Source organism: Acinetobacter higginsii, from assembly GCF_000369845.1.
Taxonomy (GTDB): domain Bacteria; phylum Pseudomonadota; class Gammaproteobacteria; order Pseudomonadales; family Moraxellaceae; genus Acinetobacter; species Acinetobacter higginsii.
Genome location: NZ_KB850222.1, coordinates 584,230 through 600,905 on the forward strand (window position 1 = coordinate 584,230; position 16,676 = coordinate 600,905).

The 16,676-nt window shown below is 40.2% G+C and carries 11 protein-coding genes; 9 read left to right on the forward strand and 2 right to left on the reverse strand.

What is annotated here, in order from left to right:
• Positions 1 to 22: 22 nt before the first annotated feature.
• The gene (gene exaC, locus F885_RS02775) at positions 23 to 1,534 is read right to left on the reverse strand and encodes an acetaldehyde dehydrogenase ExaC (RefSeq protein WP_005322230.1); all 1,512 of its coding nucleotides are present in this window, start codon (positions 1,532 to 1,534) and stop codon (positions 23 to 25) included.
• Between the two features lie 127 nt (positions 1,535 to 1,661).
• Between exaC and F885_RS02770 the strand changes: the two genes are divergently transcribed.
• Complete coding sequence (locus F885_RS02770) at positions 1,662 to 2,840, forward strand: hypothetical protein (RefSeq protein ID WP_005322241.1); 1,179 nt, start codon at positions 1,662 to 1,664, stop codon at positions 2,838 to 2,840.
• Between the two features lie 30 nt (positions 2,841 to 2,870).
• Here the strand turns inward: F885_RS02770 and F885_RS02765 are convergent, their stop codons facing one another.
• Positions 2,871 to 3,836 carry an alpha/beta hydrolase gene (locus F885_RS02765; protein WP_005322250.1) on the reverse strand — a complete coding sequence of 322 codons (966 nt, stop codon included), beginning with the start codon at positions 3,834 to 3,836 and terminating at the stop codon, positions 2,871 to 2,873.
• Between the two features lie 161 nt (positions 3,837 to 3,997).
• Here F885_RS02765 and F885_RS02760 point away from each other — a divergent pair, with 161 nt between their 5' ends.
• From F885_RS02760 to F885_RS02725, 8 genes are all read left to right on the forward strand, one after another.
• The gene (locus F885_RS02760; RefSeq protein WP_005322253.1) at positions 3,998 to 5,710 is read left to right on the forward strand and encodes an AAA family ATPase; all 1,713 of its coding nucleotides are present in this window, start codon (positions 3,998 to 4,000) and stop codon (positions 5,708 to 5,710) included.
• Positions 5,711 to 5,721: 11 nt separating this feature from the next.
• Positions 5,722 to 6,084 (forward strand): 5-carboxymethyl-2-hydroxymuconate Delta-isomerase, encoded by a 363-nt coding sequence (locus F885_RS02755; RefSeq protein ID WP_005322255.1) that lies wholly within the window; start codon positions 5,722 to 5,724, stop codon positions 6,082 to 6,084.
• A gap of 239 nt (positions 6,085 to 6,323) precedes the next feature.
• The gene (locus F885_RS02750; protein WP_005322256.1) at positions 6,324 to 9,512 is read left to right on the forward strand and encodes a type VI secretion system Vgr family protein; all 3,189 of its coding nucleotides are present in this window, start codon (positions 6,324 to 6,326) and stop codon (positions 9,510 to 9,512) included.
• 70 nt (positions 9,513 to 9,582) lie between these two features.
• Positions 9,583 to 14,565: an RHS repeat-associated core domain-containing protein gene (locus F885_RS02745; protein ID WP_005322257.1), complete on the forward strand. Its 4,983-nt coding sequence runs from the start codon at positions 9,583 to 9,585 to the stop codon at positions 14,563 to 14,565.
• Positions 14,562 to 15,032: a hypothetical protein gene (locus tag F885_RS02740; protein ID WP_005204651.1), complete on the forward strand. Its 471-nt coding sequence runs from the start codon at positions 14,562 to 14,564 to the stop codon at positions 15,030 to 15,032. Before F885_RS02745 ends, F885_RS02740 begins: the two co-directional genes overlap by 4 nt.
• Positions 15,033 to 15,043: 11 nt before the next feature.
• Positions 15,044 to 15,502 carry a hypothetical protein gene (locus F885_RS02735; protein WP_225761696.1) on the forward strand — a complete coding sequence of 153 codons (459 nt, stop codon included), beginning with the start codon at positions 15,044 to 15,046 and terminating at the stop codon, positions 15,500 to 15,502.
• Positions 15,492 to 15,887, forward strand: a complete 396-nt coding sequence (locus F885_RS02730) for a hypothetical protein (protein WP_005322260.1) — start codon at positions 15,492 to 15,494, stop codon at positions 15,885 to 15,887. Before F885_RS02735 ends, F885_RS02730 begins: the two co-directional genes overlap by 11 nt.
• Positions 15,888 to 16,305: 418 nt before the next feature.
• Positions 16,306 to 16,632, forward strand: a complete 327-nt coding sequence (locus F885_RS02725) for a sel1 repeat family protein (RefSeq protein WP_005322261.1) — start codon at positions 16,306 to 16,308, stop codon at positions 16,630 to 16,632.
• Positions 16,633 to 16,676 lie beyond the last annotated feature (44 nt).

A 16,676-nucleotide genomic window follows, 5' to 3' on the forward strand; every position in this document is an offset into this window, starting at 1 on the left:
AGGGTTTGATCCTTCTATAGACTTAGAAAAAGCCCATGGCTTTGGTTGAATAGCTCACCAACAGATTTTTGGTTTGTTGATAGTGGTCGAGCATCATTTTGTGATTTTCACGGCCTACACCTGACTTTTTATAGCCTCCAAATGCAGCATGAGCTGGGTAGATGTGGTAACAATTGGTCCAAACTCGACCCGCTTCAATGGCACGACCTGCACGATAGGCGGTATGGGTTGAACGTGACCAGACCCCAGCACCTAAGCCATACATGGTGTCATTGGCAATCTGAATGGCTTCATCAAAGTCCTTGAATGTAGTTACCGACAGCACAGGGCCAAAGATTTCTTCCTGAAACACTTGCATGTTGTTATGACCTTTAAAGATGGTCGGTTCGATGTAGTATCCATTGCCGACCTCTTGGCGACCATGACCACCCAATAGCACTTCAGCACCTTCTTGTCGGCCTGTATCAATACAACGCAGGATTTTCTCTTGCTGTTCCAGTGAGGCTTGTGCACCGACCATGGTGTCGGTATCGAGGGGATGTCCAAGTTTGATGCGCTTGACCCGTTCAATGGCTTTTTCCATAAACTGATCGGCAATACTTTCCTGAATCAAGGCACGCGATGGGCAGGTGCAGACTTCACCTTGATTCAGTGCAAACATGGCAAAACCTTCAAGGGTTTTATCCAGAAAATCATCGTCATGATCCATCACATCGGCAAAGAACACATTCGGTGATTTTCCGCCGAGTTCCAAAGTCACTGGAATAATGTTTTCAGTGGCATATTGCATGATTAATTGCCCAACTTGGGTTGAGCCAGTAAACGCAATTTTGGCAATACGTGGACTGGTTGCCAGTGGGCGGCCAACTTCGGCACCATAACCATTGACGATATTGAGTACACCCGCAGGCAATAGGTCTTGTATCAGTTCAGCCACCAATAAAATACCGACGGGAGTTTGCTCTGCAGGTTTGATTACCACACAGTTGCCTGCTGCCAATGCGGGTGCCAGTTTCCATGCTGCCATCAAGATTGGGAAGTTCCAAGGGATGATCTGCCCAACCACGCCGAGAGGTTCATGAAAATGATAGGCAATCGTGTCTTCGTCTATCTCAGAAATACCACCTTCCTGTGCGCGAATACAGCCTGCAAAATAACGGAAATGATCAATGGCCAAAGGGATATCAGCCGCCAGCGTTTCACGGACAGGTTTACCATTATCCCAAGTTTCAGCAACTGCCAACATTTCCAAATTGGCTTCCATACGGTCAGCAATTTTTAGTAATAAATTAGATCGTATGGTGGGAGAGGATTTATTCCATTCTTTCTTGGCTTTGTGGGCGGCATCCAGTGCTAATTCAATATCTTCTGCACTCGAACGTGGGATACGAGTAAAACTTTTGCCATCGACAGGAGAAATATTGTCGAAGTAGACTCCTTTAACAGGGGCAACCCACTGTCCACCAATAAAGTTTTCATATTGGTCTTTAAAATGGATTTTTGAACCAGATTGATTCGGATCAACATAGCGCATATACATACTCCTTTATGTGTTGTGATATTTTTAAATAAAGTACTGGGTACGTTATTGAGAATGACGTTATCGCGTTGAAGGTTGGAAAAAGGTTGGAATTGCATGTAAGGGAATAAGGAAATTACAAATGCATACAAAAAGGGAATTACAGCAACAGCGGACATTGGTTGAGCAACTCAGATCACAAAGTAGCCTCAATCCACAACATGCGGAAAAAATGGAACAGAGTATTGCCAGTTCCTGGGAGCGTTCTACACGTGCTGATATTCCTAAAGAACGTTTAGCTGCACCTTTACTTGATCAAGTTTCGACTCAAACAGGTTCATTGGCCTTGGCATTACAGGCCTGTCAACAAGACCTCAAGCATGTTGCAGAACAGTCAGCGATGGTGCTTGCGGTTGGCGATGTCGGCAGTACTATTATTTGGACAGCATCCTGTACCCAAATGCGCAATGCTGCCGAACGTGTCCATTTCGTTGCTGGCGGGCAATGGCAGGAAGAACTGGTTGGCACCAATGCGCTGGCACTTTCGCTCAAGACGCAGAAATCAAGTTGTGTATTTTCCAATGAACACTATATGGCATCGGTGCATGATTGGGTTTGCTATGCTGCTCCGATCGTAGACCCATACTCCAAACAAGTCTTAGGCGTAGTAGATTTATCCACCACATGGGAAAACCACAATAGTTTAGGTTTATTGGCGGTCGAACGCTGTGCTGCAATTATTCAAATGGCAATGCAAGAGTTACAACAGCAGCATGTGTATCTCCGTACTTTTAATACAGCACAGGTCTTGATCAATGGCAAAAACTTGAGCTTAAGCCCGAGACAAGTTGAAATTCTGGTGATTTTGGCTTTATGTCCGCAAGGACTGAATTTAGAAAATTTACATCAGGCTTTGTATGGGGAACGCAAAGTCAGTATGGGGACATTAAAAGCGGAGATGTCTCATTTAAGAGAGCATTTGGGAGACTTACTTGGCTCTCGCCCTTATCGCCTGAATGTACCTGTTGAGGCGGATTTCCTGCAACTGGAACAAGCTTTGGATGCAGGTTATATCAACACAGCCCTGCAAGGCTATACTGGCATTTTTTTAGCAAAAACCGAAAGTCCATTTTTATGTGCTTGGCGGGATTGTTTGGAATCCCGTTTGAGTCACGCCATTTTTCAATCAGAGGGCAGCGACGCTTTATTAAGGCATTTGGCTTATTGTCCTGAAGCGGTTGATGCGGCTGAACGCTTATTGGAATTATTGCCTGCATCTCATCCTGCTAAAAATATGCTCAGTAAGTACCAAGACCACTGAGCATCAAGATATTTAAAATGGTCGTCGGTATTACTGGATTTTTTCAGCTAGCCATGCAAAAAGCTGTTGATACACCTGCTCACGTACAGATGGTGCAGACAGTACAAGATCATGTAAACCATTTTGAATCGACAGGGTTTGCACATCACCTTTCATTTTCTTGGCATTTTGAGTCATATCATTGACATCTAGAATCACATCGCTTTGCTGTGCATCAATACCCCATTTTTTAGGGAATTTGGATTGATGTGAATGCATGATTAGGGTAGGCACATTTAAGGTCACGCCTTGATGGATTTCTTTTTGTGCTTCATGAATGGCCGTGACAAAAGAGAGATGTACAAAAGGCATGGTTTTTGGTTTCCAATCCAAATTGAAATCCCATTCGCCGTAAAAATCTTTATGCAAGCTTGGTGTGTACCATGGATTTAAGCCACTTGGAAATTTTGCGTTGGGTAAGCGTTTACCCACTTCACTGAGCAAGGGAATCCCGACTTTTTTCTCAATAACACTTTTATAGAAGTCATAAAAGGGGCTGTTGTTCCACACCGCTTTAATTAAACGATGATCTGGATAATGTGCAGCATACAAAGTAGCAATTAGACCACCAGTAGAATGTCCTGCCAGTACAACTTGATTGTGGTTTTCTTGACTGATCACTTCGAGTGCTTTACTGATTTCGGCATCGTATTCGCGCAAATCTAAAACGTAGTAGAGTTTTTGATGAGGAAGTTTTGAGCGGCCATATTTTCTGAGGTCGAGTGCGTAAAAATCGTAACCATGCTGATTGAATTGTTCAGCCATTTCTTTTTGAAAAAAATAGTCTGCAAAACCATGGATATATAAAACTGCTTTTTTGGTTGCTTCAGCGGCCTTCTTGCGGACTAAGGTCGCAACAACTTTTCCATCATAATCATCAGCGAAATTTAAAGTCAGTTGCTGATAATCTTCGCCGAGCATATCTGTTTGATATTCATAAAGATTTGAAGTAGTCATTTTTATAGATCAAGTCTGAATTCATTAACAAACACATTAAATGAAAACCCTTGGATGTCAATGTAATTATACGACACCTAGCGTTCGCGAATTGGATTTGCGTTTTTATTTTTGCTAAAAAATCGTTAAGCTATGCACTGTTGTTTTTGACTGAAGAAATTATGAAACAAGAGACTGCACTCAAGTTACTTAAAGCTGGGGAAAATGTTTTTTTAACGGGCTCAGCAGGTGCAGGAAAAACCTATACGCTTAATCAGTACATTCATTATCTCAAAGCACGTAAAGTGCCTGTGGCGATCACTGCATCCACAGGGATTGCGGCGACGCATATGAATGGCATGACCATCCATACTTGGGCAGGGATCGGGATTAAAGACCGTCTAAGTGATGATGATCTGAAACGGATGAAAGAGCGTAAATATTTAAAAGAGCATTTAGAAAATGCCCAAGTGTTGATTATTGATGAGATTTCAATGCTGCATGCCAAGCAATTGAATCTGGTTAATCAGGTATTAAAATACTTTAAAGAAAGTGACGAAGCCTTTGGTGGGATTCAAGTCATTGTTGCAGGGGATTTCTTCCAGTTACCGCCAGTCGGTAAAAAGGATGAGAGCAATCGCGATAAATTCTGTTTTATGTCGGATGCTTGGGTCGAAGCCAAATTCCGTGTCTGTTATTTGACTGAACAGCATCGTCAGGATGATGAGATCCTCAATCAGATTCTCAATGCGATTCGCGCGCAGAATATTCAAGGCAACCATATTAGTGCTTTGCAACAATCACGTCAGCACGATATTGGCGAGACCTTTACTCGTTTATATACGCACAATATGGATGTCGATAATATTAATTATCAGCACCTGAATGAAATTGACAATGAAAGCCATCAATTCAATGCGGTTGTCGATGGCAACGAAAAGTTGATGGAAACTTTAAAATCATCAGTGCGTGCGCCTGAAGAACTCACCCTAAAGAAAAATGCCAAGGTGATGTTTGTTAAAAACAACTTTGATATGGGCTATATCAATGGCAGTTTGGGTGAAGTGGTTGGTTTTGAAGATGATGATAAACAGGGAATCCTGCCCAAGGTGAAATTGACCGATGGCACCACTTTCTTGGTTGAACCAGAAACATGGTCGATTGAAAATGAAGCAGGTAAGGCAATTGCCAGCTTTCAACAGATTCCATTACGTTTGGCATGGGCGATTACCATTCATAAAAGTCAGGGTATGACCTTGGAAGCCGCAGAGATCAATCTCAGCAATACTTTTGAAAAAGGTCAGGGCTATGTAGCTTTATCACGCTTAAAATCTCTGACAGGGCTGAAATTGCTCGGCTTTAATGAGCAGGCGCTTGAACTGGATAGCTTGGCAATCAAAGCAGATCGCCGTTTTCAGGAATTATCGAGTGAAGCGGAAGCCAACTTTGAAAATATTGATTTAAGCACACAGCATAATGCCTTTATTCGGCATTGTGGTGGCACACTGAATGCGACTGAAATTGCTCGTAATGAAAAGAAAATCGCCAAAGGTGCAAAACAGAATTATGCTGCAGCGACCTTGGATGAAACCCGTACTTTATTTGAAGAAGGCTATGAAATTGAAGATATTGCGCATGAGCGTGGTTTAACCCCTGCAACGATCATCAATCATCTGGCACGTTTGCATAAAGAGCAGGGTTTGGATATTTCAGTTGCCAGTCCAGGCGATGAAGTGATTGAAGAAGTGCGTAAGATTTATAAGCGTTTGCATAAACGTAAAAACCCTGAACATTTTACTGATGATGGTTCGATTAAATTGCGTCCCATTGTTGAAGCCACTAGTCCGCGAATGGCTTATGACCAAGTTCGTTTAGCTTTATTATTTGTAGAATAGGAATCATAAAAATGCCGCATTTAATTGCAAACTATTCGGCTAATTTAACTGAATTAAATCCGCATCAATTATTAAAAGATGCGAATATCGCATTAATTGAAACGGATTTATTTGTCGTACATGATATTAAATCTCGTGTATTTAAAGACGAGATATTTTTAATTGGTTTGAATGAAACAGAAGAAGCCTATATTCATTTAAAACTGTATTTATTGAGTGGCAGAACGCAGGCTCAAAAACAAGCTGTTGGTGCGGCATTGTTGCAGCGACTGCAGCAAAAAAGCTATATCCAGTCTGAAGCCAGCTATCCGATACAGTTGTGTGTTGAAGTGATTGATATGCCGAAAGAAGATTATTTTAAGGCCACAGTCTAAGGCTGAATGATTGCTATTTTATCAAATAGGGAGAATTGGCCTTATTTGATAAAACATTTTGGTTTATATGTATTCTGATTTAATCCTGTAAAAAAATTATTAATCATTATTTTAAGCGCTTAGACTAAAATCTGCAGATTATTGCAGGCTTTGTTGCAAGAACGTAACATTAAAAATATAGACAGATTTGTATGCTGTTTATAAAATAGCGTAAATTTTAGTTAATATTTTATAAAATAATGTTGAGTAATATATTTCAGGCCTTGGACAGTTTGGGCCTTACTGCACAAAAACGTGCAATCCATATTCAATTTTCTAATCAAAATTTAAATACTCAAGTATTCCTACAACGTATTGATGGTCAGCATCAGCTGAATGCAGGTTTTAAAGCAGAACTGATTTGTTTGTCGACCAATGCTGCCATTGCGTTGAAACAATTTATTGGTAGCCAAGCAGCAATTGATAGCGTCACTGATCAAGGTCAATTGACCCGAGTCACTGGGGTAATCACCCAAGCCTTGCAAGGGCAATCGGATGGTAGCTTAACTGTCTATAAACTGACTTTAGAAGATCCCACCGCACTGTGGAAACAACGCCGTAACAGCCGCGTGTTTATGAACAAGAGTGTGCGTGATGTGGTGGAAATTATCTTCAAAGAGTGGCAACAAAAAAGCCCCTTGTTTGCATCAAGCTTAACGCTTGATTTAAGCGGACTCAGCCAAGACTACGACATTCGTCCCTTTATCATGCAATCTTTGGAAAGTGACTACGACTTCCTGACGCGTTTGCTACGGAGCGAATCGATTAACTGGCTCATTGATGAAGCTGAACGAACCGTCGCGCAAAGCAGTGCCGCGATTCAGCCGCAAAAACTACGTCTGATTGACGACAATAGCCAGTACCAAGCCCTAGACAGAAGAACAATTCGTTATCACCGTAGTAGTGCCACCGAACAATACGACAGCATGACCAGTCTGGTCGGGCAACGTTCATTACAACCGAGCAGCGTGCATGTACAACGCTGGCAAGCCGATGCGCTAGAACAAGAAGATGGTGCAGGCAGTGTACAAAGTACCCATAAACACAGTGAACAATATGACAATGCCAGTCTTGGTCTAGAACAGGCATGGCACTTTTCACCGGCATGGATGCAAGATATGAATGGGGAAGATGGTGCAACCCCATCGGGCAATACACAGATCGAAAAACTGAATCGGAACTTGGGTCAATACTACGACTTACAATCCAAACAATTTACAGCCCATAGCACCGTGCGAGATACCCATGTTGGTTACTGGTTTGAATTAGCCGAACACCCTGAAATTGATCAACATGATGGCAGTGATAAAGAATTCCTGATTACAGGCAAAAACTTTTATAACCAAAACAACTTGCCTAAAGATCTACATCAACAGATCAATCAATTATTAGCACAAAGCAATTGGCAAATAAAAGAGAGTGACGAACGCCAAGCCAATCAACTGACGTTACAACGCCGCAATATCAAAACCGTTCCTGAATTTAACCCATTACAACACCGCCCAACAGCGTCACCACAACGTGCCAAAGTGGTTGGGCCAAGCGGCGAAGAAATTCACGTGGATGAATGGGGGCGGATCAAAGTCCGTTTCCTATTTACCCGCAATGACGATCATAGCCATGATGGCGGTGCAGGCGCGAATGACAACGACACGGATTCGGCTTGGGTGGATGTACTGACCCCTTGGGCAGGTGAAGGCTATGGCGCACGCTTCCTGCCGCGTATTGATGAAATCGTAGTCATCGACTTCTTTGATGGCAATATCGACCGTCCATTTGTGGTGGGAAGAATTCATGAAGGCCATCGTAGCCCAAGCAAGTTTGACAATGCAGGCAAGCTGCCTGACACCAAGAAACTAGCAGGGATCAAATCGAAAGAATATCAGGGCGAAGGTTTTAACCAACTGCGCTTTGATGACACCACAGGTCAGATCAGCGCCCAGTTGCAAAGCAGTCATGCTGCCAGTCAACTCAATCTAGGGAAGTTGAGTCACCCTAAAGCAACAGCTGAAAGTGAAGATCGCGGTGAAGGTTTTGAACTGCGCACTGACCAATGGGGAGCCGTGCGTGCTGGCGAAGGTTTACTATTTTCCACGCATAAACAGGATCAAGCCCAAGGTGAACATCTGGATGCCCAAGTTGCTAAACAACAGCTAGAAGGCAATCAAAACAATGCCAAAGCCTTAAGTGAAGTGGCCAAGAATCAGCAGACTGATGAAATAGAATCATTGGATCAGCTCAAAGAATTTGCTGAGCAGATTCAAGAGAAGATCGCTCAGTTTAAAAAATCATTGCTATTGCTGAACTCGCCAGCAGGGATTGGCCTAAGTACCAGTGAGGATATTCATTTATCCGCGGATGGGCAGATCAATCAGTTTGCGGGCGATAGTATCAATCTGAGTACGCAGAAGAATCTGATTACACATGCGCAAAACAGAATTAGTGTGTTCGCTGCGCAGAATGGTATTAAACAAGTTGCTGCCAAAGGTAAGTTTGAAGTCCAAGCACAGTCGGATGGTATGGATTTACTGGCCAAGCAAGGCATTCAGATTATTTCAACTGAAGATCGTATTGAGATCAGCAGTCCGAAAGAAATTGTAATTACAGCGGGTGGTTCTCAGATTAAGCTGAATGGTTCAGGTATTTTCCCTGTGACCAGTGGTAAGTTTGAAGCAAAAGCAGGTCAGCATTTACTCGCCTCAGGCGCGAGTGCAAGTAGCAATGCACCCCAGTTACCACAAGCAAAATCACTGAAAGGTGCACTACAGTTATTAAGAAGTTATGGGGGAGATAATTTCTTTAAGCAGAACAGCTATAAAGTGATTGACTCTCTGGGTAAGCAACTGACTGGCAAACTGGATGGAAATGGTTTTGCGCAAGTGACAGGCATTGCACCAGGCGCAGCCAAGGTCATTTTTGAAAAAGATGAGACCAGTGCATGGGCATCAAGTAGTGACTTTAAACGTGATTATACTTGGGCAGAGCCAGTAGAAAAAGTTGCTGCCTCCTTAAGCAGCGCATTGGGACAGAACATGAAGCAACAGCTGACCAGCAGTTTAGTTTCGATGGATAAAAATAGCCTTAAAAATATAGGTAAAAATACCTTAAATGGTTTGGTTGAGCAGTCGGTTGGGCAAATCAAGGATCAAGTCAGCAATACCGCTTTAAGTGCTGTTTCAAAGCAACTGAACCTTAATATTTCTCCAGATCAAATGAAAAGCTTGGCGCAACTCGCCATGAATCCGAGCCAGTCGGTTGACATGATCAAAGCACAGGGTGTGGGTTTTGTAAAAGATCAGGCAGCTACCAAATTGGCGGAGGCCACCCAAATGGATTCGATTCTTCAACAAGGCATCGTTGATCGTTTTCATGGGAAGAACAATGGTTAGGACAGATTTTAATTCACGCGCAGCAATTTAAAAAATAGATGTATTGAAATAAATTAAGGGTTTGAGATTGATGGCTACGGAAAAAACACAACAGGCAACAGATCAAAAAGCGTCGAAGGTTGAACTTGCTGTTTTTAATTTGGACAGCGTACACACGGTAACTGACCTGCAAATGATTGCCAAGCAAATCCAGCTTTATTTACAGGTATGTGGGAATACCAGTTTAGAACAATTACAAGGGAGTGCGAATACTGGAACGGTAGCCAATATTTTTGCTTTAACAGGCAGTGTGCTGGATTTAATTTTATATGCGACCGACAGTAAGACAGAGGATGCTGCGGTACAACAGGGTGCATTGCTCGCTGCAAATTTAATTGGTTTATTTGCAGAACCAAGCAATCAAGCACATGCGCGTATGGCATTACGTCCGATGTTTGGTCTAATGTCGCAATGTTTATATCCAGAAAATGGAAAGATTAAAGAAGCGGATATTAAACGCTTGGGCCTGCATCTGAATGCGATGGTCGCAGGTGATTTAGAAAAGTTTTTACAAGAAACACAAGCCAAATTAGCGACCTTACTCTCACAGGCAACGATCTTAGGCAGCAGTATTCTGACGAGCTTGTCTGTGCCTGCGACAGCAATAAGTGCGAGCATGGCTGCAACGTCGGTAGGTGCAACAGCAGAGAAAAGAGACCCCAAACTCAAATTTAGCAATTGGGCTGCACCTCTCATTGATTTAATCGGTAAACCGAGTCAGGCAGATTTAACCCCTAAACTACAACCAAATATTCAAACACGCCTGCAACAAGAAGCAACACAAGCAATTGCAACTTTAAGCCAGACTTTACAGCAGCAAGCCAATGCAGGGCAGAAATACAGCTTGGCTTGGTTATTACAACAAACTTTAACTGCGATTCAGGCCAGCGAAAATAAAGGCAATGCCAGTGTGCCGATTAATCAGACGGGAGAATATGAGCGCCATACCAAAGGTGATACCTTGGAGTTTGTGAGCTTACAGGCGGATGCATTGAATGCACCACCTTGTGAAGGTAATGGTTCAGAGACGGGTAAGAGTATCAGTTATTCAATTGGCGCAGAGCGGGTTCAGCATGCTGATTTCTATTTACCGAAAGTTGGTTTTGTATTTAGTCGCCAATATAACTCGCAAATGGATGAGTTTGATCAGGGGATGATTGGCGCCCGTTGGATGATGCCTTTTTCCAATGTGATTTTGCCAAAAGAACAAGGTTACGTCTTTATTGATGCGAAAGGGCGTAAACATGCCTTACCATCCACGATTTTGCAGCAGGCTTATACCGTTCCTTATGAAGGAATGACAGTTCATCCAATTGGAAATGGTGATTTGCTATTAGATTTTGGCGGTGACTGGAGTTTCCATTTTCATCAATTTGGTCTTGGTCAGCCCTATCATTTAATTCAACAATTCAATGAAAATTCCAATGAAAAAATTAGCCTAAGTTATCTTTTGGCAGATGGTGTTGCTTATCTTCAAGCTATTGATTTTCAGTTTGAACAGGCTCAGCACCAACTAAAATTTGCCTTTAATGAGCAAGTTAAGATTATTGCGGTATTTGTGGATGATCAAATTGAGCCTTGGGCACGCTATCACTATGATGCACAAGGTAATCTGATTACAGCTTTTGATCAAAATGGGTATGCACGTCAATACGAATATAATCAGGCTCACCAATTAACGCGCTATACCGATCGTACAGGACGTGGACAAAATATTCGTTATGAATCGACGTTGTCAAATGCCAAAGCCATTGAAGAATGGGCGGATGACGGCAGTTTCCATACCAAACTGAAATGGCATCCGCGTTTACGTCAAGTTGCAGTTTACGATGCCTATGATGTACCAACCTATTATTATTTCGATTTGGATGGTTTTACCTATCGGACTCGTTTAGCCGATGGTCGAGAGTCTTGGTATTCTCGTGACGGTGAAAAACGCATTACTCGACAAATTGACTTTGAAGGTCGGGAAACTCAGCAAGAATATAATGATCAAGGGCAACTGGCGAAAATTGTACAGCCGAATGGTGGTGTGATTCGCTTTGCTTATGATGAACAAGGCAATTTAACCGAGACCAAAGATCCAGAAGGTAATATCTGGAAACGTGAATATGATACACAGGGCAATGTCAGCAAAGAGATTAATCCTTTAGGTCATGTCACTCAATATAAATACAACAGCAATAATCAGGTGGTGGAAGTGGTTGATGCCAAAGGAGGTATCAAGAAAATCCAGTACAATGATCAAGGGCAAATGCTGTCTTATACCGATTGTTCAGGCAAAAGCAGTACATGGGAATATGATGAAGAAGGTGATTTAAGTGCCCAACAAGCGGCGAATGAACAGAAAGTTCAATATCTGTATAGTATGCAAGGCAAAGATAAAGGTCAGCTTCAAGCCATCGTGTATCCAGATGGCTTGAAAGAGCTATTTGAGCATGATCAAGAAGGTCGCCTGCTTAATCACACCGACACCAACGGCTTAATCACTCAATATCAATACAATACAGTCGGCCTGTTAGAACAACGCATTGATGCCAATCAGCATCGTGTGGGTTATCAATGGGATAAGCAGGGTCGTATCCAAAAGCTTATTAACCAGAATCAGGCGGAATACCAGTTTAACTACAACAAGTTTGGTCAGTTGGTCCGTGAACAAGCCTTTGATGGTGAGGAAAAGCACTATAGCTATAGTGAAAATGGTCTATTGTTCCAGATTCGACAACCCAATATTCTGACTGAATTTAGCTATTATGATGATGGACAGATTGCTTCTAAAACATATACGCATCTGCATACTCATCAAAGCCAGACAGAGCAATTTGAATATAATTTAAATCAACAATTAAGCTCAGCCAGTAATGCAGAAAGTCAGGTTCAACTGTATCGTAATCAGCTTGGACAATTGGTGCGTGAACATCAGCATTATAAAATGTTGAATCTAACGGCTGTACTGCGTTATGAATATGATGAACTGGGTCATCTGGTTAAAACCATTCGTCCAGACGGACAGCAACAGACCAATCTGAGCTATGGTTCAGGACATATCTACGGAATTGCGTTTAACCAGCAGGATGTTGTTTCTTTCCAACGTGATGATTTGCATCGTGAAACGGTACGTTTCTTGGCAAATGGTTTGGTGCAAAGCAAGCATTATAATGATGTCGGGTTACTGATTTCTCAACAGATTGAGCCTGAGCAAGAAAGCTCAGATCGACTCCGTTATCAAGCACATAGACATTATCAATACGATAAAAATTATTTGCTCACCCAAGTTGAAGACAGTCGTTTAGGACAGCTTAATTATCAATATGATCCGATTGGACGTTTGATTTCAACCCAGAGTCAGCATAAAAACGAGAGTTTTAAGTTCGATCCAGCGGGGAATCTGGTTGACCCAATTAACCAGACAACACATGCCAAAAACAATTTAATCAAGCAGTATCAAGGCAAGCATTATCAATATGATGTACAAGGCAACGTGATTGAAACCACGCAAAATGGTAAGGTCTTAAAGCTGACTTGGGACAATCATAACCGTTTGATTCAAAGTAACTTGAATGGGAACGTGACTCAGTATGGCTATGATGTTTTTGGACGTCGTTTATATAAGAAATCATCAAACCAAGATTTCACTTTATTTGGTTGGGATGGTGATTTGATGATTTGGGAATCTAGCCAAAATTCGAGCCATCCTGAGAGCAGTTATACCAAACATTATGTCTATGAGCCTGATAGCTTTGTACCGTTAATGCAGGCAGGGTATCAGGGCTTTATTCAACTGATAGAAACCCCTGATTATAGTGAATATCTCAACAAGCCTTATTCGGTTTATAAAGATCCGATCTGGAGCAGCGATACACGTAAAAACCGTGTGGCTTTAGAGCAAACCACTTTTTATCATTGTGACCAGGTGGGAACACCACAAACACTGAGCAATGCCGCAGGTGAATGTGTTTGGGAAATTACTCATGATACATGGGGGACCGCACTCGAGATTCAAATGCTAAATAAGGACAATCCATTTGAGCAGAGTAATCTTAGATTCCAAGGTCAGTATTACGATAATGAAACAGGACTGCATTATAACCGTTATCGTTATTATGAGCCGTATAGTGCAAGGTATATGAGTAAAGATCCGATAGGGTTATTCGGTGGATATAACACTTCTGCCTATGTAAATGATCCCACTCAATGGGTCGATCCAATGGGCTTGATGGCAGAGAAAAATAAGAATTCTAATCAGTCAAACTATGAACGTTATTCTCAAGACTTTAACCGTAGGAATGCTCCGATTTTAGAGCGTCAGCGTAAAGCAACTGAGCAGGCTAAACTTGCAAATGAGCAAGCAAAACAAAAAGCAGCGGAAAAAGAAAGACAGAAGAAGTTAGCAGATGAGGCGAGGGCAAAAAGTGCAGAAGAGTTCTATAGGAACACAGTCTGTGAAATTACCCCTAAATCTAGACAACCAGGTGGATTACGCTCAAGAGCCGTATTGGGAAAAAATGCTTACACTCCTTATGTTTGCCCACCAAGTGTTGATTATGCGATTTGTTCAGGTGGTGTTGGTCCATTGGCCGGTGGCGTTGTAATTAATCTTCATGATGGAAGTGTTTATAAAGCCAAAGGAGTAAGCCTTTCAACTGTTGCCACAGGAATTACTGGAATAATAGACAATCAAAATAAAAAACCATTTGAATTTGGAAAATCGATATTAAAGAGTTTTACAGCAAAAGGTGGTGGTTGTAGTTTTGGCTATATCACTAACAAGCCTAAAACTCAAAGAACATCAGATTTTGTAAATGAATGGTTACCTGGTAGAGGTTATACTATTACAGGTGGATTATTAGGCTTAACTGGAGGAGTAACGGTTCCTAATGGGCAAAAGCTATTTTCTACGAAGAGTCAAGTTGGTTTGGAAAGAGGATTTGGTACAACAATCTTTGATTACTCAGAGACTGAAACGATAGATTTAAAATTTAAACTACAATTACCTAAGGTTGTTAATAAATGAATAAATTGATTTTAAAGATTTTTTTAATATCATCCTTTTTATTTACATCTTCTTGTCGGGATTCTGAAACAACAGAAAAAGGTATATATTTTAATAAAGTAATTGATAACTACTTTGGAGAGTACGGCCCAAGAGAGAAAGTTTGGGTTAATAAGCCTGTGAATAAGTATGCAACAGCAGAGGTGGAAAAATCAAAAATGTCATTTGGTGATTTTGAAATTATACAAAAAAAATTGCAAGATGATGGTTGGGTACTAATATCAAGTCATGATAGTTTTTTTGAATATTGTTTTGATAAAAAAATATATATGGGAGTGTTGTATCCAATAAATGCAAAACACTATGGTTATGATGGTGAGGAAATAAAATATGAAAATATAAATGAATGGTCAGTTGGATTGTCATATAGTGAAGCAGGGGTTAAGCATTGTATTAAGGACGAAATTCCAGTAATTAAGTTGGATTAAATGTTTTTTATATGATAATTGCTTGGATGAGAAAATTTTTTAAAATAAATCTTTTGTTTGTTTTTGTTTTGTCTATTTTATCTTGTACAGGCGAACGCGGAAAATCTGAAATGATGAGTTTTGAAGATATCATATCTAAGTATTTTGAATCTTATGATCCTATTTTTGAGTCATCTATTAAACGCCCTGGAAATCATGCTGGAACAATTTTAATTGATAAGACAAAACTATCAAATGTAGAAATGGATGGGATAAAAAATAAAATAAAATCAGATGGGTGGGTTGAAATGGAAAATTCGGAAAACTATACCTTGTATTGTCTTGGTAATTATCAGCTTATTGGGATTTTGTATCCTAATGATTTGATTGAGAGAAACAAGAAAGGTGAGGAAATTACTTATGAGGATATAAACTCTTGGAATATAGGGTTGTACTATAACAAAAATGGTGTGAATAGTTGTGAGAGATAATTTTTCTGCTTTATTGTTTTTATCATCCTTAATTTTGGGGTGTGGTAGTGTTCACTCAGATAAGAATAATCATAATGATCAGGTCAATAGTGGTAGGGCTCAGATAGGAAATGCATATGAAGAGTTAAAAGCTATCGCAGAAAATGGTAATCAAGGTGTTCAGGAGTTATTACTGCTATGTTATGAAAATAGCTTAAATAGTTCTGAAACTAGTTATAGAGTTTATAAAGATGAGAATATTATTTATGGAGGAATTTTAGATTGTAAAGGGAAAGCTAAACCCAGTTTTACTAAAATAAATGAAACAGATGACGGGTTAGAAGTATTTGTAGAGCATGAATTGGTGGTTGAAGAAGAAATATATTTAGGGCCTAAAGCTGAGTAATTTCTAAAATTATAAGCTTTATTCTATTTTTTTGAATTATACTCATACTTGTTTTCTCAGAGTAAAATTCCTTTTCATTTTTTTCTTTCTGTAGACTATGACAAGATTACATTGTGCAGTAGTATTAACAGGCTCTACTGTTGGTTTGAGTATATTGATGTTTTCCCTGAATTCTTCGAGGTATCTTTACCATTTGCATATAAATTTGCTAATTGTATTGATGCTATCTTTATGTTGGAACAGCGGTTGGATCGAAGAAAGCATCTTCTATTTCAAATGAAAAACTCATCTATCAGCATCATTAGCACAATCACAAACTTACGGACTATTAATCATTGGATTTATATAGTCGTTTTTCTAAAAAGCATTTTGATAGAGATCCTATTGTGGAAATAGATTTGATATCTAAGGATTAATGATGTTTGATTTTAAAAAAATAGTTTTTATTTTTACAGTTTTCATTCTTGTTTTTAGTAGTGCTTGTAATTCAAAAAGTACTAGTGGTATTTCTGAAGCTGAAAAAAAAGAATATGTTTCTAAATATCAAGCTGAAATGGATAGTGAGAACTATAAAGGTGCTTTTAGTATACTTGAAAAATTAGTTGAAAAAAATGATGATTTTGCAAAGAATGAAATGGGTTTTTTTTATGAGAAAGGTATATTTGTTGAAAAGGATATAAAGAAGGCAATAAAATTTTTTTACAACAATCTTGTTCATCTTAACCTATTGAAATTGATAAACTAATTTTAAAGCGGTTATCTTATTACCCGTTTAGTTACCCGTTTTGA